20 protein-coding genes and 1 tRNA gene are annotated in these 20,475 nt (G+C 60.6%); 17 read left to right on the top strand and 4 right to left on the bottom strand.

What is annotated here, in order from left to right:
* The 15 genes from Q6E04_RS02940 to murB all read left to right on the top strand — a co-directional run.
* The coding region (locus Q6E04_RS02940) for a hypothetical protein (RefSeq protein ID WP_303249313.1) at positions 1-344 on the top strand (344 nt) is incomplete at its 5' end.
* Between the two features lie 68 nt (positions 345-412).
* On the top strand, positions 413-1,024 hold the full coding sequence (locus Q6E04_RS02935; RefSeq protein ID WP_303249312.1) for a hypothetical protein: 612 nt from the start codon (positions 413-415) through the stop codon (positions 1,022-1,024).
* 229 nt (positions 1,025-1,253) lie between these two features.
* Positions 1,254-3,914, top strand: a complete 2,661-nt coding sequence (gene acnA, locus Q6E04_RS02930) for an aconitate hydratase AcnA (protein ID WP_303249311.1) — start codon at positions 1,254-1,256, stop codon at positions 3,912-3,914.
* 64 nt (positions 3,915-3,978) lie between these two features.
* Positions 3,979-5,895, top strand: a complete 1,917-nt coding sequence (locus tag Q6E04_RS02925; RefSeq protein WP_303249310.1) for a Tat pathway signal sequence — start codon at positions 3,979-3,981, stop codon at positions 5,893-5,895.
* A 349-nt stretch (positions 5,896-6,244) separates the two neighbouring features.
* Entirely contained in the window at positions 6,245-6,766 is a 522-nt protein-coding gene (gene rplJ / locus Q6E04_RS02920; protein WP_303249309.1) for a 50S ribosomal protein L10, read from the top strand.
* An 82-nt stretch (positions 6,767-6,848) separates the two neighbouring features.
* Complete coding sequence (gene rplL, locus Q6E04_RS02915; RefSeq protein ID WP_303249308.1) at positions 6,849-7,223, top strand: 50S ribosomal protein L7/L12; 375 nt, start codon at positions 6,849-6,851, stop codon at positions 7,221-7,223.
* Between the two features lie 112 nt (positions 7,224-7,335).
* The gene (locus Q6E04_RS02910; protein WP_303249307.1) at positions 7,336-8,232 is read left to right on the top strand and encodes a DUF4013 domain-containing protein; all 897 of its coding nucleotides are present in this window, start codon (positions 7,336-7,338) and stop codon (positions 8,230-8,232) included.
* Positions 8,222-8,713, top strand: coding sequence for a Cys-tRNA(Pro) deacylase (gene ybaK / locus Q6E04_RS02905; RefSeq protein ID WP_303249306.1), 492 nt, complete (start codon positions 8,222-8,224; stop codon positions 8,711-8,713). The genes Q6E04_RS02910 and ybaK overlap by 11 nt, the downstream gene beginning before the upstream one ends.
* Positions 8,714-8,822: 109 nt before the next feature.
* Positions 8,823-8,897, top strand: a tRNA-Glu gene (locus tag Q6E04_RS02900).
* Between the two features lie 209 nt (positions 8,898-9,106).
* Complete coding sequence (locus Q6E04_RS02895; RefSeq protein WP_303249305.1) at positions 9,107-9,355, top strand: hypothetical protein; 249 nt, start codon at positions 9,107-9,109, stop codon at positions 9,353-9,355.
* A 2-nt stretch (positions 9,356-9,357) separates the two neighbouring features.
* Complete coding sequence (locus tag Q6E04_RS02890; RefSeq protein WP_303249304.1) at positions 9,358-10,599, top strand: aminoacetone oxidase family FAD-binding enzyme; 1,242 nt, start codon at positions 9,358-9,360, stop codon at positions 10,597-10,599.
* A 42-nt stretch (positions 10,600-10,641) separates the two neighbouring features.
* Entirely contained in the window at positions 10,642-12,324 is a 1,683-nt protein-coding gene (locus Q6E04_RS02885; RefSeq protein ID WP_303249303.1) for an NAD(P)/FAD-dependent oxidoreductase, read from the top strand.
* Between the two features lie 19 nt (positions 12,325-12,343).
* The gene (locus tag Q6E04_RS02880; RefSeq protein ID WP_303249302.1) at positions 12,344-12,703 is read left to right on the top strand and encodes a hypothetical protein; all 360 of its coding nucleotides are present in this window, start codon (positions 12,344-12,346) and stop codon (positions 12,701-12,703) included.
* A 47-nt stretch (positions 12,704-12,750) separates the two neighbouring features.
* Positions 12,751-13,113 carry an arsenate reductase family protein gene (locus tag Q6E04_RS02875; RefSeq protein WP_303249301.1) on the top strand — a complete coding sequence of 121 codons (363 nt, stop codon included), beginning with the start codon at positions 12,751-12,753 and terminating at the stop codon, positions 13,111-13,113.
* A 77-nt stretch (positions 13,114-13,190) separates the two neighbouring features.
* On the top strand, positions 13,191-14,132 hold the full coding sequence (murB, locus tag Q6E04_RS02870; RefSeq protein ID WP_303249300.1) for a UDP-N-acetylmuramate dehydrogenase: 942 nt from the start codon (positions 13,191-13,193) through the stop codon (positions 14,130-14,132).
* Between the two features lie 75 nt (positions 14,133-14,207).
* Here the strand turns inward: murB and Q6E04_RS02865 are convergent, their stop codons facing one another.
* Together Q6E04_RS02865 and Q6E04_RS02860 are read right to left on the bottom strand one after the other, a co-directional pair.
* On the bottom strand, positions 14,208-14,780 hold the full coding sequence (locus Q6E04_RS02865) for a phosphatase PAP2 family protein (RefSeq protein ID WP_303249299.1): 573 nt from the start codon (positions 14,778-14,780) through the stop codon (positions 14,208-14,210).
* Between the two features lie 150 nt (positions 14,781-14,930).
* Positions 14,931-16,211: an O-acetylhomoserine aminocarboxypropyltransferase/cysteine synthase family protein gene (locus tag Q6E04_RS02860; protein ID WP_303249298.1), complete on the bottom strand. Its 1,281-nt coding sequence runs from the start codon at positions 16,209-16,211 to the stop codon at positions 14,931-14,933.
* 267 nt (positions 16,212-16,478) lie between these two features.
* Between Q6E04_RS02860 and metA the strand changes: the two genes are divergently transcribed.
* Both metA and Q6E04_RS02850 read left to right on the top strand, forming a co-directional pair.
* On the top strand, positions 16,479-17,393 hold the full coding sequence (metA, locus tag Q6E04_RS02855) for a homoserine O-succinyltransferase (RefSeq protein ID WP_303249297.1): 915 nt from the start codon (positions 16,479-16,481) through the stop codon (positions 17,391-17,393).
* A 93-nt stretch (positions 17,394-17,486) separates the two neighbouring features.
* Positions 17,487-17,924, top strand: coding sequence for a thioesterase family protein (locus Q6E04_RS02850; protein ID WP_303249296.1), 438 nt, complete (start codon positions 17,487-17,489; stop codon positions 17,922-17,924).
* A 70-nt stretch (positions 17,925-17,994) separates the two neighbouring features.
* Here the strand turns inward: Q6E04_RS02850 and Q6E04_RS02845 are convergent, their stop codons facing one another.
* Together Q6E04_RS02845 and Q6E04_RS02840 are read right to left on the bottom strand one after the other, a co-directional pair.
* The gene (locus Q6E04_RS02845) at positions 17,995-19,377 is read right to left on the bottom strand and encodes an aldehyde dehydrogenase (protein WP_303249295.1); all 1,383 of its coding nucleotides are present in this window, start codon (positions 19,375-19,377) and stop codon (positions 17,995-17,997) included.
* A 152-nt stretch (positions 19,378-19,529) separates the two neighbouring features.
* Positions 19,530-20,303 (bottom strand): biosynthetic peptidoglycan transglycosylase, encoded by a 774-nt coding sequence (locus Q6E04_RS02840; RefSeq protein WP_303249294.1) that lies wholly within the window; start codon positions 20,301-20,303, stop codon positions 19,530-19,532.
* Positions 20,304-20,475 lie beyond the last annotated feature (172 nt).

Raw genomic sequence — 20,475 nt, 5'->3', positions numbered from 1 at the left:
GCGGTGCAGTCCGCGGAAGGCAGGGTCGTCGCGCTCGCGCGGGGCGCTTCGCGCCTTATAAGGGTCTTCGGACCTTTTTTTATTTTACATACGCATGCGACAGCGTTGCGCCTTTCGGGCGCGAAAAACGTCTGGAAGGCTTCGGCCTCCAGGCGTTTTTTCGTATTGTGCTTCTTGCATATGTTAAAGAAAGAGACCCTGACATTTTCAAAGGGGGTAAGCGGCGGTTGCCTGCACGTTTCAACTCGGGCGATGTTTCCATGATGAGTCCTGGCGATTATGCCGATCCTGGACGTTTTGCCCCCGTCTTTTCCGTGGAGTCAAGACGCTTTGATTCAGGTTGAGCCTGCTGACCTGCTATTCTATTGTAGAAATCATTACGTGAATTCAATAATCGAGATGGGATGAAAGCATGTCAGAGACTATTAAGGCTCAGCGCGAGCAGCTTGCGCACGTGGCGCTCGGAAACAAAGATATCCTCGAGGGACTTATCGAACGCATGGACAGCTCTTCGCGTCGTACTCGTCAGAACACGGCCTCGACGCTTTCGTTTGTGGCGGCCGCTCAGCCGGAGGCGATGCTTCCTTACCTTGATGTCGTCATCAACGCTCTCGAGAGGCCCGAAGCTCAGACCCGTTGGGAATCCCTCGATATCCTGACCGCCCTCGTTCCATTTGATGCCGATCGATGTGAAAGCGCCCTGCCTGGTGCCGAGGGTGCCTTGTTCGACGAGGATTCCGGCCCGCTGCATTTGGCGGCTGTTCGTTTCTTGTGCCGTATCGGCTCTACATCCCAGGAACGAAGCATTAAGGTTTGGCCGCTTATCGACGAGGCTATCCAATGCTATCACGGCGATGTCGAATTCCATGAGATGCTTGCCGCTATCGCGCTGTTCTCCGAAAGCGACCTCGACTCGGAAGTGGCCGATGCTTTGAAGGCCCGCATGGAGTTCGATGCGCGCAATGCTAAGGGTTCGTTGAAGAAGAGGGCCCAGCAGATCCTCGACAAGCTTAATGCCGAGTAAGCGCATCAAGCTATTTCATATCTTGCATATCCGCTCGAGGTATACCGGTGACGGAATCGTATGCTCCATTCGACTAAAGCGAATGGTATGATACGAACGTTGCACTTTGCTTCGAGCGGGTTTTTTGTAGGGTCGATTCAGGCTTTTCCACGAATATGCGCGATCCGATAGGTTTCGTTTTCAGGCATGGCGCAGCATATCTGTTCGAATATTACGACGGAGGTTCTTCATGGGAGATCGCACTTCGGTTCTCGATGCGGGAGGCCGCACTCTTTGGTATTATCCCGTGCTCTCTGTGGAAGGCGCCGACCGCCTTCCGTTCTCTTTGCGCATCTTGCTTGAAAACGTCTTGCGCAATGCATCCGACGACGAGACCGCTCGCATTTTCGCAGAGCGCGTCGTTTCGGCGGGCCTTGCAGGCGAGCAGGGCGGCGAAATCGAATACATGCCCGCTCGCGTTCTTTTGCAGGACTTCACGGGTGTCCCCGTATTCGTCGACCTCGCCGTGATGCGCGAGGCTGCTCGTGACCTGGGCGGCGACCCTGCGCGCATCAATCCCCAGATTCCTTTGGATCTAGTTGTCGACCATTCGGTTATCGCCGATGTCGCATGCTGTCCCGGCGCGCTTGAGAAGAACATGGAAATGGAATTCGCCCGTAATGAAGAACGTTATCGTTTCTTGAAATGGGCGCAGGACTCCTTCGAGAACGTGCGCATCGTACCTCCCGGAGCGGGTATCTGCCATCAAATCAACGTCGAGCGTTTCGCCACGGGCGTTATGGTCGGCGGGGGCGACGGAGAAGACGTCGCGTATTTCGACACTGTGGTTGGAACCGACAGCCATACTACTACGGCGAACGGAATCGGCGTGCTTTCGTGGGGCGTCGGCGGTATCGAGGCCGAGGCGGCTGCGTTGGGCCAGCCTATCACGACGCTCGTGCCGCGCGTTATCGGCGTGCACTTGACCGGGGCTTTGCGCGAGGGCGTCTCGGCGATGGATGCCGCTTTGACATTTGCCCAGATGCTGCGTGAAAAAGGCGTTGTCGGATGCTTTGTCGAATGCTTTGGCGAAGGCGTTTCGACGCTTTCCGCTACGCAGCGCGCCTGTATCGCCAACATGACCCCGGAATACGGCTGCACGTGCACCCTGTTCCCGTTCGATGAGCGTACGCTCGAGTATCTGCGTCTTACCGGACGCTCCAACGAGCAGGTCGAACTAGTCGAAGGCTATGCGAAAGCTCAAGGCCTGTGGAACGACGGTGCCGAACGCGTGTACAGCGATGTGGTCGAGCTCGATCTTTCGAGCGTCGAGCGCAGCCTTGCCGGCCCGAGCCGTCCTCATAATAGGTTCGCGGCGGATGCGGCTCGCGCTCGCTTCGTCGACATCTGCGCCGAGCGCGGGCTTGATTCTTCCACGGTCCGCACGGTCGACTTCGCGGGCTCGTCGTTCGATCTGACGCATGGCGCTATCGCCATCGCGGCGGTGACGAGCTGCACGACGGCGACTGATCCCGCGATGATGGTCGCATGCGGCCTTGTCGCGAAGCATGCCCGCGAAGCAGGCTTGCAGGCCAAGCCGTGGGTCAAGCGTGTCATGGCGCCCGGTAGCCATGCGACGCAGCTGATGCTCGAGCGCGCGGGCCTGGCCGCTCCTTTGGCTGAGCTTGGATTCTCGACCTGCGGTTTCGGCTGCATGAGTTGCATCGGCAACTCCGGTCCCGTGTGGCCGCAGATGCATGATATCGCCGAGGATATCGAGCTGACGAGCGTCTTGTCCGGCAACCGCAATTTCGATGGCCGCATCTCTCCTGATGTCTCCCAGAATTACCTGTGCTCCCCGGCCCTGGTCGTCGCGTACGCGATGGCGGGAACCATGGAGTTCGATTTCGAATCCGACCCGCTCGGAACCGATGCGGCGGGCGAGCCCGTGTATCTGCGCGACATCTGGCCGAGCGACGAAGAAGTCGCCGGCGTCGTCGCCGAGTTCGTGACCGAGGAGCTGTTCGACGAGGGCGGCAAGGGCCTCTACGAGGGCACCGACGCCTGGAAGGCTCTCGAGGTCGCCCCGAGCGATATCTTCGCCTGGGATGCAGGTTCCACCTATGTGCGCAAGGCGCCGTACTTCGAGGGCATGCGCCGCGAACTCGACGGCTGCGAAGCGATCGATGGCGCGCGTGTGCTTGTGAACGTGCGCGACTTCATCACGACGGATCATATCTCTCCCGCGGGAAGCATCGCGGCCGACAGCCCTGCGGCGCGCTACCTGAGGGAGCGCGGCGTCGCTGACGAGATGTTCAACACCTACGGAGCCCGTCGCGGCAATCACGAAGTAATGGCTCGCGGCGGTTTCGGCAATGTGAAGCTGTCCAACATTCTCGCCGACGGCCGCAACGGCGGTTACACCCGCGACTTCACGACGGGGGAGATTGCAAGCATCTTCGAGGCGTCCGAACATTACGCCCAGCAAGGTATTCCCTGCGTGGTGCTGGCGGGGAAGATGTATGGCAGCGGGTCGTCGCGCGACTGGGCTGCTAAGGCCCCGTTGCTTTTGGGCATACGGGCGGTGTTCGCGGAAAGCTTCGAGCGTATCCACCGTTCGAACCTCGTGGGCATGGGCATTCTCCCGCTCCAGTTCCTCGAAGGCGAAAGCGTCGAAAGCCTCGGCCTGGATGGTACCGAGACGTTCTCGATAGAACGAGTCGAATTCGGCGACGGCACCCCGCAGCTTCCTGAGCCTCGCACGGTGAAGGTAACGGCTTCGCGCCAGGACGGCTCGTCGGTCGAATTCCAGGCTATAGTACGTGTGGATACGCCGACCGAAGGCGCCTATATGGCCCATGGCGGCATCTTGCAATATGTGCTACGCCAATTGGCGGAGGCAGCTGAATAAGAAAAACACGAAGCGCGACGTATTCCGCCGCGCTTCGTGTAATCGGACACAGGAAAGGTAACCTATGGCAAACAACCAAAATCCGTTCTTCACCATGTTCGGTGTGGACGACCCGTTCGGTGCGGGCGGGCCTCAGGGGGCCTCGCAGGGTGCGCCGCATGTGGAGTTCGACACTACGGCGGAGTTCAACAATCTGAAAGAGAAATTCGAGAGCATGGGGAAGAAGGCCGCCATCGTCAGCGCCGTGATCGCCGTGATCGTGCTTGCCGTGGCGTATTGGTGGTTCCATCCCCCCATCAACATCCACAGCGTCGACACGTGGTTCTTCGTTGCGGTCGTCATCCTGTTGCCGTCGTTCCTGTTTTTCCGTGCTAAGTCGAGGGCGTATAAAACCGGCACGGCAAAGGTGAGCAGCAGCGCCGGCAAGGCGAAGACCTTCAAGCTCCTCTCGTTCATCCCCGCAGGCGTGTTCGTGCTTTTCATTCTGGGAACGCTGCTTTCGGTGGCTTTTTTCCCGGGCAATGCTCAGAAATACGCCGACATCCTGCAGACTAACGACATGGAGTTCACCCAGGATATTCAAGAGGTCGACTACAATGAGATTCCTGTCATCGACCGCGCATCCGCGGCCCTGCTGGGCAACCGCACCATGGGTGCTATGTCCGACCTGGTCAGCCAGTTCGAAATCTCGCCCTTGTATAGCCAGATCAACTACCAGGACCATCCCGTCCGCGTCAGCCCGCTGACCTATGCCGACCTGTTCAAGTGGCTGCAGAACCGAGAGCAGGGCATTCCCGCCTACGTTGTCGTCGATATGACGTCGCAGGATGCCGAGGTCGTGCGCCTGGGGGGCGACAAGACCATCAAGTACTCCGAGAGCGAGCCTCTTGCGCGCAACATCGATCGCTACGTGCAGTTGAAGTACCCCTTCTATATGTTCGGCGAGAAGTCCTTCGAAATCGATGACGAGGGCAATGCCTGGTGGATCTGTCCGGTCCGTGACTTTACGATCGGCTTGTTCGGCGGCGAAACCGTTTCGCGCGCCGTCTTGGTGAATGCTTCGACGGGCGAGTGCCAAGATCTTGCGGTGGACGAGGTTCCCGAGTGGGTCGACCGCGTGTATCCCGCATCCTTGCTGATTCAGCAGTACAACTGGTCGGGCAAGTATAAGGACGGCTGGTTCAACAGCTGGCTCGGTCAGAACGGCGTGGTCCAGACCACTCCCGGCACCGATGGCACTCTGGGCTACAACTACCTGGCCAAAGACGACGACGTGTGGATGTACACGGGCGTGACGTCCGCGACGGGCGACAACTCGATCGTCGGCTTCGTTCTGGTGAACCAGCGCACGGCCGAGAGCCACTTCTACTCTGTCGCCGGCGCAACCGAGGATTCGGCCATGCAGTCGGCCGAGGGCCAGGTCCAGAACCTGCGCTACCATGCGACATTCCCGATTCTGATCAACGTCAACAACACCCCGACGTACTTCATGGCCCTGAAAGATGACGCCGGCCTCGTGAAGAAGTATGCGATGGTCGACATCAGGAGCTATCAGAACGTCGCCGTGGGCGATACCGTGGCCGACACGCAGAAGTCCTACATCTCTCTGATCGCCGCGAGCGGCTCGGCGGAGACGCCTGCCGAGGGCCAGTCGTTCGCCGAGGCGAACGGCAAGATCAAGACGATCGCACAGGCCGTCATCGAGGGCAATTCGCACTTCTACATGACTCTCGAGGGCGACGCCCGCATCTACGATTTCGCACTGCCTGCCATGGTGGATGTCGTTTCCTACGGCGTGGGCGACACGATCGCATTGCGCTACACCGAAGGCGATCCTACGAGCGTGGTTCAGGAAATCGTCGAGAACGCCGCTGCCGCTGCCGATGCGGCGGATGAGGATGCCGCTGCCGCCGAAGCCGAGCCGAAGGCCGATACGGCGGATGGCTCCGTCGAGGCGGCCGGTCAGGCGAATGCCGCGTAGTCGACGCGTCGAATACGATCGCGTAAAGGAGGAGCGAAATTCGCTCCTCCTTTTGGATGAAGAGGGATCCATTATTTCTTCATAGTAGAAAAAACTACTTGTAAAAAGAAAACGATCGGCTATACTATCACCTTGCGTTTAACAACGCATGTGAACGATAGTTCCGCTGCCGAAGACAGCAGGCATCCGCAAGGATTTAATTGCATTGCAGCCAGCCGAGGTGGAGCGCATGATTGATAGTGCGACCCCCGTGTCTTCGACCGGGGGTCTTTTCTTTTCGTTTTGCGAAAAGGCCCACCATTTATCGTGGCGGAGCATTTGAGCAAAAACGAAAAGGAGGTGAATCAACATGCCGAACAAGCACAATATCGACAACGTCGCAAAGATCGCCGAGGACCTCGAGGGTATTTCCGCAATGTGGGTCATCGATTACCGCGGTCTTACCGTGAAAGAGGTTGAGGCCCTGCGCCGCAGCATCCGCGAGGCCGACGCCAAGATGGGCGTTTACAAGAACACCCTGATGCGTCTCGCCCTGGAGAACGCCGAGCTCCCCGAGCTGGGCGATATTCTTTCCGGTCCTTCCGCTTTCGTGTTCGCCGCTGGCGACCCGGTCGCTTCCGCAAAGGCCATTAAGGACTTCGCGAAGAAGAACGAGAACCTGGTCATCAAGGGCGGCATGATGGACGGCGTCGCTTATGGCGCCGCCGAGGTCGAGGCTATCGCAGCCCTGCCTTCCCGCGAGGAGCTCATCGCCAAGCTGCTCGGTACCATCAGCAACCCCATGGTCAAGATGGTCCGCGTCTGCAACGGCCCCATGGAGTACTTCGCTCGCGCGGTTTCCGCTATCGCGGATCAGAAGTCCGCAGCGTAATGCTGCATAAGGCGGCTTAAGCCGCGAATGTGAAAATCGAGGCGTCGCTTCGGAGACGCCTGTTGTGAAAGGAGCCATTACCATGGCCGTTACTCGTGAAGAGATCATCGAAGCTTTGAAGGAAATGCCCGCCCTGGAGCTCTCCGAGCTCGTCAAGGAGCTCGAGGAAGTCTTCGGCGTTTCCGCCGCTGCTCCCGTGGCTGTTGCTGCTGCTCCGGCTGCCGAGGCTGGCGCTGCTGAGGAGAAGTCCGAGTTCGACGTCGTCCTCGAGGGCTTCGGCGACAACAAGATCGCCGTCATCAAGGTTGTCCGCGAGATCACCGGTCTTGGCCTGAAGGAGGCCAAGGAGGTCGTCGAGGGCGCTCCCAAGGCTATCCAGGAGGGTGTTGCCAAGGACAAGGCCGAGGAAATCAAGGCCAAGCTGGAAGAGGCCGGCGCTGCTGTTACCCTGAAGTAACAACTCGTCAACAGGCGAATTTCTTTTATGCTACGAACGAAGGGCTGGGGCTTTTGCCTCGGCCCTTCGTTGTATAGTCATATATCCGTAATCGGCGAGGAGGGTTTCGCGCATGAAGCAAGAGTACTTTTTCCGCGCGTGGCGGGCCGTTCGCAGCAGCGATGCCTGGCTCGGCAGGGTCTGCCTGCTTGCACTGGTGTCGTTGATACCCGTTTTCGGGCCGGTGGTCGTCTCCGGATATCTGCTTGGTTGGGCTCGTGATGCAGCTTGGGGCATGGACAATCCCATGCCGAAGCATATATTCGGAAACGAAGACGGCTCATTGTACCGTCGTGGCTTTTTCGCTCTGGTGGTAGGCATTGCAATGGTTTTTGCCGTGCTTGCGGGCGTGTTCGTTCTTATGAGTTTGGTGGGGCTTGCGGCGGGGTTGTTTGCGACGTTGTTCGACGGCTCCCGCTATGCCGGCCTCTTGGCGTTTCCCGCTTTATTCGGCTCGTTCGGGGTGTTTGCGGCGAGTGTCGTGGCGGTTTTCGCCGTCCAATTCTTCGTATGGGTCGCTCTTATGCGCATGAGCATCTACGACACGTTGAGTTCGGCTTTTCAGCTCGGGCATGTGTGGTGCATGATCAGGCGCGACCCTGTAGGGCTTCTGAAGATTTTTTTCTGCGGGCTGCTAGCCACCCTCGTTGTGGGCGCCGTAATGTCGGTCGTGTGGTTCGTGGTGCTGTTTCTCGGCATGATTGTGGCCATGGGAGTGTCGGGATTCGCCGACTATTCGGGCATTTCGGCTTTAGGCCTCGGCGGCGTGGCCGTTTTGGGTCTCGTTGCGGCTCTGCTGTTCGCCCTAGCGGTCGCTTACGTTTCCGTGGTATGCGGAGTCATGGTGCAGACGCTGGTGTATCGCAGCCTTGGCTACTGGACGGCGCAGTTCGATGTTGCGCGGTGGGGGTCTCAGGACGATCCTCTTCCGCTTCCTTATTCTCAGCAGGCGGGCGACTATGGGCTCTAAGAAAGACAAGGCCGAAAAGACGAATGCGATGCGCTTGCTCGATGCTTCGGGCATCGCTTATGTGCACCGCACGTACGACGGCGACCAGGCGCTTTCGGGCGTCGAGGTGGCGTCGATTCTGGGGCAGAATCCCGATAGCGTATTCAAGACCTTAGTCGCTCAAGGCAAAAGCGGCGAGCACTACGTATTTATGGTGCCTGTCGCCATGGAGCTCGACTTGAAGAAAGCGGCTTCGGCGGCGGGGGAGAAAAGCATCGCGATGGTGCGCTCGCGCGAGCTGCTGCCTCTGACGGGTTATGTCCATGGAGGATGCAGCCCGCTTGGCATGAAGAGGCATTTCCCTACCTTCATCGACGAGACGGCGCTTCTCAGCGAGGATGCGATCATGTGTTCGGGAGGACGTATCGGCGATCAAATCGAGCTGTCTTTGGCGGATTTGGTCGCGGCGTGCGATGCGCGTATTTCCGACATATCGTCCTAAGCGCTTTTCATCAGGCATTTCTTTTAATTTCAGCAGCACGGCGAATTTTTTTGAAAAAAGTTGTTGCAATGCCGAAAGTAATTTGCAATAATAACCGAGCTGCTTAAGTGTCCCCATAGTCTAGAGGTCAGGACGCGGCCCTTTCAAGGCTGAGACACGAGTTCGATTCTCGTTGGGGGCACCATCGGTTGTTCAACCCGGATATCGTTAGATGTCCGGGTTTTTTGTTTCTGGCGATTTCGTTGCCGCCGCGCCTCGAACACCTCGCCCGAAGCGGTCGGAGTATCATGGATCGAAATGATTCCACGGCGCCGTTTCGCGGTGCTTTCGGCGGGCGTGTCTGCGCTGCGACGTCCGTACTGCCGTTCGATTTCGAGAGAGGAAGGAGCCGCCATGGCTTTTTGCTGGGAGCTGCGAGGATGCGACGGGGAGATGCAAAGCCGCTGTCCGCACAACGTGCCGGGTGAGCCGTGCCCTCCTGACTGCAATTTCGCGGCCTGCGACCGTCCGACCCATGAGGTGGCCCTCGGTCTCGCCATCCTCGATAATCCAGACGTCGACCGTTCGGCGGCCGTGAAAGAGATATGCAGGGCGTGCACATTCTTCATCGCGCACGGCCCCACGATTTCCAAGGAGGCTTAAGCATGGCTCGTATCGCTGTCGTCGGCGGCGGGGCATCGGGCCTCGTCGCGGCTATCGAAGCGGCTCGCAAAGGCGCCGAGGTCGTCGTATGCGAGGCTGCCGACCGCGTGGGCAAGAAGATCCTCGCCACAGGCAACGGGCGTTGCAACATAAGCAACGCCGACATCATGAGCGACGACTACAACCGCCCCGAATTCGTGCAGGCCGCCATGAACGTGCTTCCTCCCGAAGAAGTGCAGCGCTTCTTCTCCGATGCGGGCCTGCTGGCCTTCGAGGAAGACGAAGGACGCATTTATCCCTACAGCAACAAAGCCGCCACCGTGGTCGATACGCTACGCCTGTGTCTTGATGAGGCGGGCGTCGAGGTGCGCTGCGGCGCCGGCGTTCGTTCGGTCGCTCCGGTGCAGCGACAGGGTATTGAGAAATGGACGGTGCGTTTCGGGGACGGATCCGATGAGGAATTCGACGCCGTGATCGTATCCGTGGGCGGCGCGCCCTCCAAAGGCCTCGTGCCCGACGACGTGAAATACGTCCCGACGTACCCGGTGCTCGCGGGCCTGAAGACGGATACCGCAAACATCAAGGGCCTTTCGGGCATCCGCGTACGTGCGCGTCTGTACATCGACGCCGATCCCACGGACCTGCGCGATGCGTGGATGGACGTGGTCGATCCCGATTTCGAATCCGACTATGCGGGCCCCGAGGCGAGCGGCGAGGTTCTTTTCAGGGATTACGGCATTTCGGGCATCGCCGCGTTCGACATGTCCCGCTACGTGCGCCCCGGCCAGATGGTTTTCATCGACCTGCTTCCCGATTTGGACCCGCAGCAAAAGGTCGATTTCATCTGGAACCAGACGATCGCCCATCCGAACCGCACGGCCTGCCAGGTCATGTCGGGCATGCTGCCATCGCGCGTCGCGCGCGCCGTGACGACCGCGGCGGGGCTTGATCCCGACGAGCCGATCATCGCCGAGCAGGAGGCCGTGGTGCTCGCCATGGTGTCCGAATCGTTCGGTCTGACTGTGAAGGGCATCTCCGACCCCAAGCAGGCTCAGGTCATGCGCGGCGGATACGCGGTGAAGGGCTTCGACCCTTCCACGATGCAGTGCAAAAAGCATCCCGGCCTGTTCGTCACGGGCGAAGCGCTCGACATCGACGGCCGTTGCGGAGGCTACAACCTGCATTGGGCCTGGACGAGCGGCATGATCGCGGGCAGGGCCGCGGCGCTTTCCGTCCACGCCTAGCCGTCTTGTCGGCGTATCGCAGAACGTCTCGAAAGGGTTTCCATGCTTGAGATAAGCAACCTGCGCCTTTCTCTCGATGCGGGGCTTCCGCAAGGGGAGGGTCTCGTGCGCAAGGCCGTCGCGAAAGCGCTCGGCGTCGATGCGTCGAGGATCGGCGGCCTGCGTCTTTTGAAGCGCAGCGTCGACGCGCGCAAGAAAAACGACGTGCATTTCGTCGCGTCGTATGCGTTCGGGTACGAGGGCTCTCCTGAAGAGGAGACGGCCGTCGTGGAGCGAGGGTGCAGGCCTCCTGCCGCCGTCAAGGTCCACAAGCCGTATGCGGGCTATGAGCCGCCTCGCATCGAGGCTCGCCCCGACCTTCGCCCGGTCGTGGTCGGCACGGGTCCTGCGGGCCTGTTCGCCGCATGGGCGCTTGCCAAGGCGGGCGCTCGCCCGCTCGTCATCGAACGGGGCGGCTGCGTTGAAGACCGCCTTCGCTCCGTCGCTCGCTTCAATGAAGGCGGGCCGCTCGATCCCGAATCGAATATCCAGTTCGGCGAAGGCGGTGCGGGAACGTTTTCCGACGGAAAGCTGACCACCAATATCAAGAATCCCCGCTGCAAGGACGTGCTCCATATCTTTGTCGCGGCGGGCGCTCCCGAGGAAATCCTCTGGCAGGCGAAGCCCCATATCGGTACCGACCTGCTCGTCGGCGTGGTGCGGCGTATGCGCGAAGACATCATCGCAGCGGGCGGCGAGGTCCGATTCGATACGCGCCTCGAATCGATGCGGTTCTCCGATGGCGCGCTGGCGTCTGTCGCGGTCAAGTCGGCGGATGCGGAGACGTGCGAAGAGGTTCGGGCGGACCGTCTGGTGCTCGCTTGCGGCCACTCGGCGCGCGATACGTTCGAGGCCGTGCGCGATGCGGAGCTTCTCATGGAGCGCAAGCCGTTTTCGGTGGGCGTGCGCATCGAGCATCCTCAGAAACTCATCGACAAGGCCCAGTACGGCAAGGCCGCGTCGCATCCGGCGCTCGGAGCGGCCGATTACAAGCTTGCGGCGCATCTCGAGGACGGACGCGGCGTCTACACGTTCTGCATGTGCCCCGGCGGCGAAGTCGTCTGCGCGGCTTCGGAGGAAGGCGGCGTCTGCGTGAACGGCATGAGCCGTTTCGCACGCGACGGCGTCAATGCGAATTCGGCGGTCCTCGTGGGCGTCGACGAGTCCGATCTCGAAGGCGACGACGTGCTGGCGGGTGTCGAGCTGCAAAGGGCGATGGAGCGTGCGGCATTTCGCGCGGCGGGTTCGTCGTATGCCGCTCCCGCGCAGTATGTCGATGACTTTCTCGCGGGCAGGCCGAGCGAAGCGCCGCGCGAAGGCGCCGTGGCGCCGTCCTATGCGCGCGGCGTGGCCTGGTGCGACCTGCGCGAGGTCCTGCCTGAGTTCGTTTCCCGCTCGCTTGCATCGGCTTTGCCGCTTCTCGATCGCCGCCTGAGGGGCTTCTCGTCCGCCGATGCGGTGATGACGGGTGTCGAAACGCGCAGCTCGAGTCCCGTGCGCATCGTGCGCGACAAGGCGAGCATGCAGGCGTTCTCGGCGGCCTCGGGCCTCTCGGGCACGGGCGTCTTCCCCTGCGGCGAGGGCGCGGGCTATGCGGGCGGCATCATGTCGGCCGCCGTCGACGGCCTTCGCGTTGCGGAAGCCGTCATCGCAAGCATGAACGAAAGCGTGCCGCGCGAGTCCTGACGCAGAGAGAGGGGCTGCTATGCGCGCGAGCCGCACGGTCGTCGGAATGCTCGCCGCGGCAGGCGTCGCCTACGGGGCCGTTCCCGCCTTCGCGGCGGATTTCGTTCCGAGCGATGCGGGGATGATCGTATCCATCCTGCTGCTATGCGTGCTGTATCCTGCGCTTTCGATAGCCTTCGGTATCGTGAGCGCACGGGCGTTGCGCACGTTGTGGTGGGTGCCGGGCGTTTTCGCCGGTCTGTTTTTGCCTTTGTTTTGCTTCTCTATGGGCGTATCGCTTGGAGATGTGTGGTTGTATGCCGTAGGGTATGCCGCGGTCGGCTACGTCGCCGCCGCGATGGGTTTCGCGCTGATGCGCGGCGGACGCACGGCGTCGTGATGCGCCGCCGTTGCGATTCGCGGTCGATAGAGAGAAAGAGAGATAGCATGAGCGTTCTGTTCGTCGAATATCCGAAGTGCACGACGTGCAAGAAGGCCAAGAAGTGGCTTGACGAGCATGGGGTCGCGTATGCGGACCGCCATATCGTCGAAGAGGCGCCGACGGCCGAAGAGCTTGCTTCCTGGCATGCCCGCAGCGGCCTTCCGATTCGCCGTTTTTTCAATACGAGCGGCATCAAATACCGCGAGCTCGGCTTGAAAGCAGTGCTCGATGCGGGCGCGACCGATGAGGAGTGCTACGAGTTGCTTTCTTCCGACGGCATGCTCGTGAAGCGCCCGATCGTCGTAGGCGACGATTTCGTGCTGGTCGGCTTCAAAGAGGAGGCCTGGGCCGAGCGCCTGCATTCCTAGAATTCCCGAGCGCGGCGCCTTGCGGCAACGATGCACAGGCGCAGGCGTCGATGACACATGACGAAAGGCGAGTGACGATGGATATGACTAATCTCGGCGACGCGGCGGCAACGCGTGCGGGCGGCTTGGTCGATGCGTTGATCGAGGCGGTCGGCGCGGAGGCCGTGCTTGAAAACGAACCGATGAGCAAGCATACGACGTTTCGTATCGGAGGTCCTGCGGACGTGTACGTGATGCCGCATACGGTCGACGAGCTCGTGAGCGTCGTGGCGCTGTGCCGCAAGGAGAACACGGCGTATCGGATCGTCGGCAACGGAAGCGACCTGCTCGTGTCCGATGACGGCCTGAGGTGCGTGGTGGTCCAGGTGCTCGACAACCTGTCCGACATCGTCGTCGACGGCACGAGCGTGCGCGCGCTTGCGGGCGCGACCAATGCGGCGGTCGCCGGTGCGGCGCTGGATGCAGGACTTGCGGGATTCGAATTCGCAAGCGGCATTCCCGGCACGATCGGCGGCGCTGCCATCATGAACGCGGGAGCGTACGGCGGCGAGTTCAAAGACGTCGCGGTCGAGCTGACGTGCGTCACGCCCGAAGGCGAGGTCGTGAAGGTTTCGCGCGACGAGGCTGATTGGTCGTACCGTCACAGCATGATGGATGCGGCGGGTTATATCGTCGTCGAGGCGATTCTCGAATTGACGCCCGACGACCCCGCTGAAATCGCGGCGCGCATGGACGAGCTGAAGGCCCGCCGCGAAGAGAAGCAGCCGCTCGACATGCCGAGCGCGGGCAGCACGTTCAAGCGTCCCGAGGGGTATTTCGCCGGCAAGCTTATCCAGGATTCCGAGCTGCGCGGCTATCGCGTCGGCGGCGCGCAGGTGTCCGAGAAACATACGGGCTTCGTCGTCAACGCGGGTGGCGCCACGGCTGCCGACGTCATGCAGCTTATCGAGGATGTGCAGAACCGCGTGAAAGAGCGCTTCGGCGTCATGTTGGAGCCCGAAGTACGCATCTGGAGCTAGCGAAGCACGAAGCGAGGCAAAAGAAGAAAGGGCCGATTCCCTGGGGAATCGGCCCTTTTGCGTATCGAAGAGGCGTTATGCCGTGGCTGCGGCGCGTTCTTTCTTGCGGCGTACGAGGTATTTCACGACCAGCATGCCGATAAGGCCGCTTGTGACGCCGACGATGATGCCGCCGAGGACGTCGCTTGGGTAGTGGACGCAGAGGTAAAGGCGCGAGAAGGCGATGGACGCCGCTCCGAGCAAGGGGATGGCCTTGAACCAGGGATGCGCCATGGGAAGGAAGCACAAGGCCGTGGCTGCGGCGAACGAGCTTCCCGTGTGCCCCGAAGGAAACGAGAACGTGTGGGGCAGCTCAATGAGCTGCGTGGCCAGCGTGGGGTCGACAAGGAACGGCCGCGGCCTTTCGACGATGTTCTTGATTCCGATTTCGCCGATCAGGCACGCTGCCGCGATGGCGGTGATGACCACCGCGCCGTAGAATCGGTACTCCTTCTTGCTGAGAAGCAAAGCGGCGATGACGAACCAGATGAAGGCGAGGTTGCCCAGCGAAGTGACGAACGGCATGACGGCATCGAGCGCAGGGGATTGAAGCGCATTCTGTATGCCGTGCAGCACGGAAATATCTATGGAAGTAAGTTGTTCAAGCATGACGGGCATTGTACCGGCATGCCGGTCGCGCTCGGTGACGGGTGGGAAACGGATGCCTTCTTTTGCGTGCCGCATGAAAAAGGCCTGCGCACGGGTGCGCAGGCCTTGCAATGCGTGTCGACGGCATGTTCCGCCGCGCCGTAAGAGCGCCTAGACGGTTTCGAGCGCCTGGGCGATGTCGGCGATCAGGTCCTCGGTGGACTCGATGCCGCAGCTCATGCGCACGAGGTCGGCGCTGATGCCGGCGGCTGCGAGCTCGTCGTCGTTCATCTGACGATGCGTGGAGCTTGCGGGGTGCAGACAGCAGGTGCGCGCATCCGCCACATGCGTGGCGATCTGAGCGAGCTTCAGGGCCGCCATGAACTTCTCGGCCGCAGGACGGCCGCCCGCGACGCCGAAGCTGACGACGCCGCATCCTCCCTCGGGCAGGTATTTCTGGGCGAGAGCGTGGTATGCGTCGTCTTCGAGGCCGGGGAAGCGGACCCAGGCGACTTTCGGATGCTCATGCAGGAATTCGGCAACGGCCTGGCCGTTTTTGCAATGCTGCGCCATACGGACATGCAGGCTCTCGAGACCCATGTTGAGCAGGAACGCGTTCTGCGGGCTCTGAATGCTGCCGAAGTCGCGCATGAGCTGGGCGGTCGCCTTGGTGATGAAGGCGCCCTCGTTGCCGAAGCGCTCGGCGTAGGTGACGCCGTGATAGCTCTCGTCGGGCGTGGTGAGGCCGGGGAATTTGTCGGCGTGGGCCATCCAGTCGAACTTGCCCGAGTCGACGATGCATCCGCCGACGCCTGCGCCGTGGCCGTCCATGTACTTGGTGGTGGAGTGGGTCACGATGTCGGCGCCCCACTCGAAGGGCCTGCAGTTCACGGGCGTGGGGAAGGTGTTGTCGACGATCAGCGGCACGCCGCGGGCATGCGCGGCCGCCGCGAACTTCTCGATATCGAGCACGGCGAGCGCCGGATTGGCGATGGTTTCGCCGAACACGGCCTTGGTGTTCGGACGGAAAGCGGCGTCGAGCTCTTCGGGGGTGCAGTCGGGCGAGACGAAGGTGCTTTCGATGCCCATGCGCTTCATCGTGACGGCGAGCAGGTTATAGGTGCCGCCGTAGATGGCGGAGCTTGCCACGATATGGTCGCCGCAACCTGCGATATTGAACATCGCATAGAAATTGGCCGCCTGGCCCGAGCTGGTGAGCATGGCCGCCGTGCCGCCTTCGAGTTCGCAGATCTTCGCAGCGACGTAGTCGTTGGTCGGATTCTGCAAGCGGGTGTAGAAGTAGCCGGACTCTTCGAGGTCGAAGAGCTTGCCCATATGTTCGGAGGTGTCGTATTTCCACGTGGTGGACTGGTAGATGGGGATCTGGCGCGGCTGGGCGTCGCCCGGGCGGTACCCGCCCTGTACGCAGGTGGTGCCGATGCGTTCGGTCATGAGTGCTCCTTCACTTAATTCGGCATGCCGTATGCGGCAACGTCGCGGCCTGTTGCCCCGAGTCGACGGGCATGCGAGGGATAGCGTTGCCATTATACGTTTCGGGCGCGCGCTCTCCTTTGCCGTCTTGTCGATTTAACGCAAATGCAGCAGGTCCTCCATTCGTCTTTCGCCGTCTTCATTGGCGAATTGATACAATGGCACGCGTTGAATTTTCGTCGCTCAGATGAAAGGGCATCTGCGCGGCGACGGCAGAAGGAGCCTTTCATGCCTATTCGAATTCCCGACGCATTGCCCGCCACGTCCATCCTGGAGGGCGAGAATATCTTTGTCATGACCGAGCATCGTGCCATGCATCAGGACATTCGTCCGTTGCGTGTGCTTCTGCTCAATCTGATGCCCACCAAGATCGTTACCGAGACCCAGATTATGCGCAAGCTGTCAAACACTCCGCTGCAGATCGAGGTCGAGCTGCTGCGCATTGCGAGCCATCAGTCGAAAAACGTCTCGGCCGATCACCTCGAGACGTTCTATCGAACGTTCGACGAGGTCCGCGACTATCGTTACGACGGCATGATCATCACGGGCGCGCCGGTCGAGACGCTCGATTTCGAGTCGGTCGACTACTGGCCCGAGCTGGTCGAAATCATGGACTGGAGCCTGACCAACGTGCACAGCGTCTTCCATGTATGCTGGGGCGCGCAGGCGGCTTTGTATCATCACTACGGCGTGCCGAAGCATAATCTGGACGAGAAATGCTTCGGCGTTTTCGAAAATCGCCTGATCAAGCCGTCGTCGCCTTTGGTGCGCGGCTTCAACGACGTATCGATGATGCCCCATTCCCGTCACTCCGAGACGCGCTACGAGGATATCGTGGCCAATCAGAAGCTCGAAGTGATCGCGTATTCCGATGAATGCGGGGTTTCTATCGCGAAGAGCATCGACTCCAAGCATTTCTTCGTGTTCGGTCATCCCGAATATGACGGAGATACGCTCAAGCTCGAATACGATCGCGACGTGGAGCGCGGCCTCGACATCAAGGTTCCCGTCCACTATTACCCTGGCGACGACCCCTCTAAGGCTCCTATCGTCTCGTGGCGCGCCGAAGGCCAGCTGATTTACACCAATTGGCTGAACTACTATGTCTACCAGACTACGCCGTACGATCTGGAGGCCTTGTAGGCCGAAGTCGGGTCGATGGCGGCGTTGGAGGCATGACCGCCGTTTTTCTTCGGAAGAACGGCGGGTTTCAAGCGATGGGTAGGGAGCGATCGCATGATTTCCGAAAGCAGGATCAAAGTCAGGTATGCGGAGACCGATCGCATGGGCATCGTTTATCACGCCAATTATCTGGTGTGGTTCGAAATCGCTCGTGCGGAATTCCTCGACAAGCTCGGTTTTCCTTATGTCGATATGGAGAAGGCGGGATACATGTCCCCGGTCGTCGATGTGCAGCTGCGATACGGCACGCCGCTGACCTACGGCGATACGGCTATCGTGCGCACAAGTGTATCGAAGCTTACACAGGCGAAGACCGAATATACCTACGAGGTGTACAAAGAAGGGCAGGAAATCGGCGTTGACAAGCCGTGCTGCACGGGCTTTACCTCGCATTGCCTGGTGGATTCCGCGACGTTTCGGCCGGTGAGCCAGAAGCGTGCGATGCCTGAGCTGTATGCGGCCTATACAGCTGCGCTCGAAGCGGGCGAATAACACGTAAACGGCCCCTTTACAGAGGGGCCGTTTACGTGTCGGAACCCGTTCGATAGGCGTGCCGCGGCTGCTAGCGCAGAAGCGCGCGGATGACGGCTTCTTTCGCTTTCGAGTAAGGACGGTAGCGCAGCGGCGCGTCGAACCAGGCGCCCTTTTTCAGGATGCTCTTCTCGTGGCTGAAAGTGTCGAAGCTTTTCTTGCCGTGATAGCTTCCCATGCCGCTGGCGCCTACGCCTCCGAATCCCATGTGCGAGGTGGCCAGGTGCATCACGGTGTCGTTAATGCAGCCGCCGCCGAAGGGGACGTGGCGGACGAAGCGTTCTTGAAGCTCTGCGTCGCGAGTGAACAGGTACAGCGCGAGCGGCTTGGGCATCGATTTGACGATCGGTTCGGCCTCGTCGATGTGCTCGAGCGCGATGATCGGCAGGATGGGTCCGAAGATTTCCTCCTGCATCACGGCGTCGCCGAGCGTAACGTTCGTCATGACCGTGGGCTCGATGCGCAGGGCGTCGGCGTCGAAGCCGCCTCCGAGTGCGGTTTTCGCGGGTTCGATGAGGCCGAGCAACCTGCCGAAATGCTTGCGGTTCACGATGCGTCCGTACGACGGTTCGTCGAGCGGGTGTTCGCCGAACATGGCGACGATGCAGCGTTTCACGGCGTCGACGAAGCGGTCGTGCACGTGTTCGTCGACGAGCACGTAGTCGGGCGCGACGCAAGTTTGGCCGCAGTTGAGGTACTTGCCGAAGACGATGCGCTTGGCCGCGAGCTCTATGTCGGCATCGGCCGCTACGATGCAAGGGCTTTTGCCGCCGAGTTCGAGCGAGACAGGCGTCAAGTGCGTGGCCGCCTTCTGCATGACGAGCTTGCCGACCGTCGTGCTGCCGGTGAAGAAGATGTAGTCGAAGCGTTGTTCGAGCAAGGCGGTGTTTTCGACCCGTCCGCCCTGGACGACGCAGGCGTGGGCGGGGTCGAACGCCTCGGCTACGATATCGGCCACGACCTGGCTGGTGGCGGGGGCATAGGCGCTCGGTTTGACGAGGCAGCAGTTGCCCGCCGCTATGGCGCCGATCAGCGGTTCCATAGCGAGCATGAAAGGATAGTTCCACGGCGACATGATCAAGACGACGCCGTAGGGCTCGGCCACGGTGAAGCTCGTCGCGGGGAAGTTCGCGACGTCGGTGCGTACGCGCTTCGGTTCGGCCCAGCTGCGTAGATGCCCCAGTTGGTGGCGAAGCTCGGACAGCGTGAGCCCTATTTCGGTCATGTAGCTTTCCTGCGACGGCTTACCTAGGTCGGCGGCGAGCGCCTCGATGATGCGCGGCTCGGCGTTTTTGATCGTCCTGCGAAGGCGAGCAAGCGCGTCGACGCGCTCGTCGATATCGATGGTCGCTCCTGTCGCGAAATAGGCGTGCATCCTCGCGACAGCGCTCTCGATGGTTTTCTCGGTGTTCATATGACGGGCCTCCCTTCCGTCGGCGTCGCGCGGGCGCCGTGCTTCGCCCCATGGTACGCTCGCAACGAGGCGTTGCGACAGGCTGGCACCGAATCGTTTGAATCTGCATCTCGATTCTCTTCATACGGCCTGTTCCTGGGCATTTTCCAATTCTATCGGAGAAGGGATGCGGGCGTCTGCCCTGCGATCGCGTCGGCTTCGTTTTGCGTGAGGGTTCCGTATTTCACCATGCGCGCGAGAACCTGGTGCTGCCGCTGGCAGGCCAGGTCGAAGTTCTGCGTGGGCGCGTAGGCGCTCGGCGCGTTGGGCACGCCGGCCAAAAGCACGCTTTCCCATGCGGTCATATCGGCCGGGGCCTTGCCGAGGTATCCCGCGCAGGCGCTCGCTATGCCGTAATATCCGTTGCCGAAATAGATCGAATTGACGTAGAGTTCCAGGATCGTTTCCTTGTCGAGCTGTCGTTCGATATCGAAGGCCATGAACACCTCGGCTACTTTGCGTTCGATGACTTGCTCTTGCGTGAAGAATTCGTTTTTGGCGAGCTGCTGGGTGATTGTCGAGCCGCCTTCGACGATCGAGCCTGCACGTATGTCGTTGAGCAAAGCACGGGCAGTGGCGAAGACGTTGAATCCGGGATGCTGGTAAAAACGGTGGTCCTCGACCGATACGACGGCATCGAGGTAGACTTGCGGAAGCCGTTCGAGGTCGATGTAAGCGCTGTTTGCGCGAATGCTCTCGGCCATCTGCGCGACGCTCTCGCGTTCGGAGGCCTGTTTATAGAGCATATAGCCCCGTATGCCGAAATACGCGCAGGTCCCCACGAGGAATGCAAGCAGTAGGACGAGGAGCCATTTCACGAGATTGCGCAACGTTCGGCCGAATCCGTTTTTCTTCGAGATGTCGTTGGTGTACGCGGGGCGTCGCATGGCTCCTCCTTCCCGCGCCGGCTTGTTGGTCTCAGTATGCACGATGCACCTTGCGCCGGGATGACGCAACGATGCCGATTCGGTGACGAAACGGCTGGTATGTCGCAGAAAAGAAAACGCAACTCGTGAAAGCTGCGTTTTCCGGGAGGGGCTGCTTTGTTCTGCTAGGCCG

The organism is uncultured Slackia sp., assembly GCF_959608125.1.
Taxonomy (GTDB): domain Bacteria; phylum Actinomycetota; class Coriobacteriia; order Coriobacteriales; family Eggerthellaceae; genus Slackia.
This window is presented reverse-complemented; position numbering and strand designations above follow the sequence as displayed.

Bases quoted from the DNA above. Each gene is read 5' to 3' on its own strand.
- Q6E04_RS02860 (WP_303249298.1), bottom strand. From the start codon at position 16,211: ATGACCGAACGCATCGGCACCACCTGCGTACAGGGCGGGTACCGCCCG.
- Q6E04_RS02890 (WP_303249304.1), top strand. From the start codon at position 9,358: ATGGCTCGTATCGCTGTCGTCGGCGGCGGGGCATCGGGCCTCGTCGCG.
- ybaK (WP_303249306.1), top strand. From the start codon at position 8,222: ATGGGCTCTAAGAAAGACAAGGCCGAAAAGACGAATGCGATGCGCTTG.
- acnA (WP_303249311.1), top strand. From the start codon at position 1,254: ATGGGAGATCGCACTTCGGTTCTCGATGCGGGAGGCCGCACTCTTTGG.
- rplL (WP_303249308.1), top strand. From the start codon at position 6,849: ATGGCCGTTACTCGTGAAGAGATCATCGAAGCTTTGAAGGAAATGCCC.
- Q6E04_RS02865 (WP_303249299.1), bottom strand. From the start codon at position 14,780: ATGCTTGAACAACTTACTTCCATAGATATTTCCGTGCTGCACGGCATA.
- Q6E04_RS02925 (WP_303249310.1), top strand. From the start codon at position 3,979: ATGGCAAACAACCAAAATCCGTTCTTCACCATGTTCGGTGTGGACGAC.
- Q6E04_RS02850 (WP_303249296.1), top strand. From the start codon at position 17,487: ATGATTTCCGAAAGCAGGATCAAAGTCAGGTATGCGGAGACCGATCGC.
- Q6E04_RS02935 (WP_303249312.1), top strand. From the start codon at position 413: ATGTCAGAGACTATTAAGGCTCAGCGCGAGCAGCTTGCGCACGTGGCG.
- Q6E04_RS02895 (WP_303249305.1), top strand. From the start codon at position 9,107: ATGGCTTTTTGCTGGGAGCTGCGAGGATGCGACGGGGAGATGCAAAGC.
- murB (WP_303249300.1), top strand. From the start codon at position 13,191: ATGGATATGACTAATCTCGGCGACGCGGCGGCAACGCGTGCGGGCGGC.
- Q6E04_RS02845 (WP_303249295.1), bottom strand. From the start codon at position 19,377: ATGAACACCGAGAAAACCATCGAGAGCGCTGTCGCGAGGATGCACGCC.
- Q6E04_RS02880 (WP_303249302.1), top strand. From the start codon at position 12,344: ATGCGCGCGAGCCGCACGGTCGTCGGAATGCTCGCCGCGGCAGGCGTC.
- Q6E04_RS02885 (WP_303249303.1), top strand. From the start codon at position 10,642: ATGCTTGAGATAAGCAACCTGCGCCTTTCTCTCGATGCGGGGCTTCCG.
- Q6E04_RS02910 (WP_303249307.1), top strand. From the start codon at position 7,336: ATGAAGCAAGAGTACTTTTTCCGCGCGTGGCGGGCCGTTCGCAGCAGC.
- Q6E04_RS02840 (WP_303249294.1), bottom strand. From the start codon at position 20,303: ATGCGACGCCCCGCGTACACCAACGACATCTCGAAGAAAAACGGATTC.
- rplJ (WP_303249309.1), top strand. From the start codon at position 6,245: ATGCCGAACAAGCACAATATCGACAACGTCGCAAAGATCGCCGAGGAC.
- Q6E04_RS02875 (WP_303249301.1), top strand. From the start codon at position 12,751: ATGAGCGTTCTGTTCGTCGAATATCCGAAGTGCACGACGTGCAAGAAG.
- metA (WP_303249297.1), top strand. From the start codon at position 16,479: ATGCCTATTCGAATTCCCGACGCATTGCCCGCCACGTCCATCCTGGAG.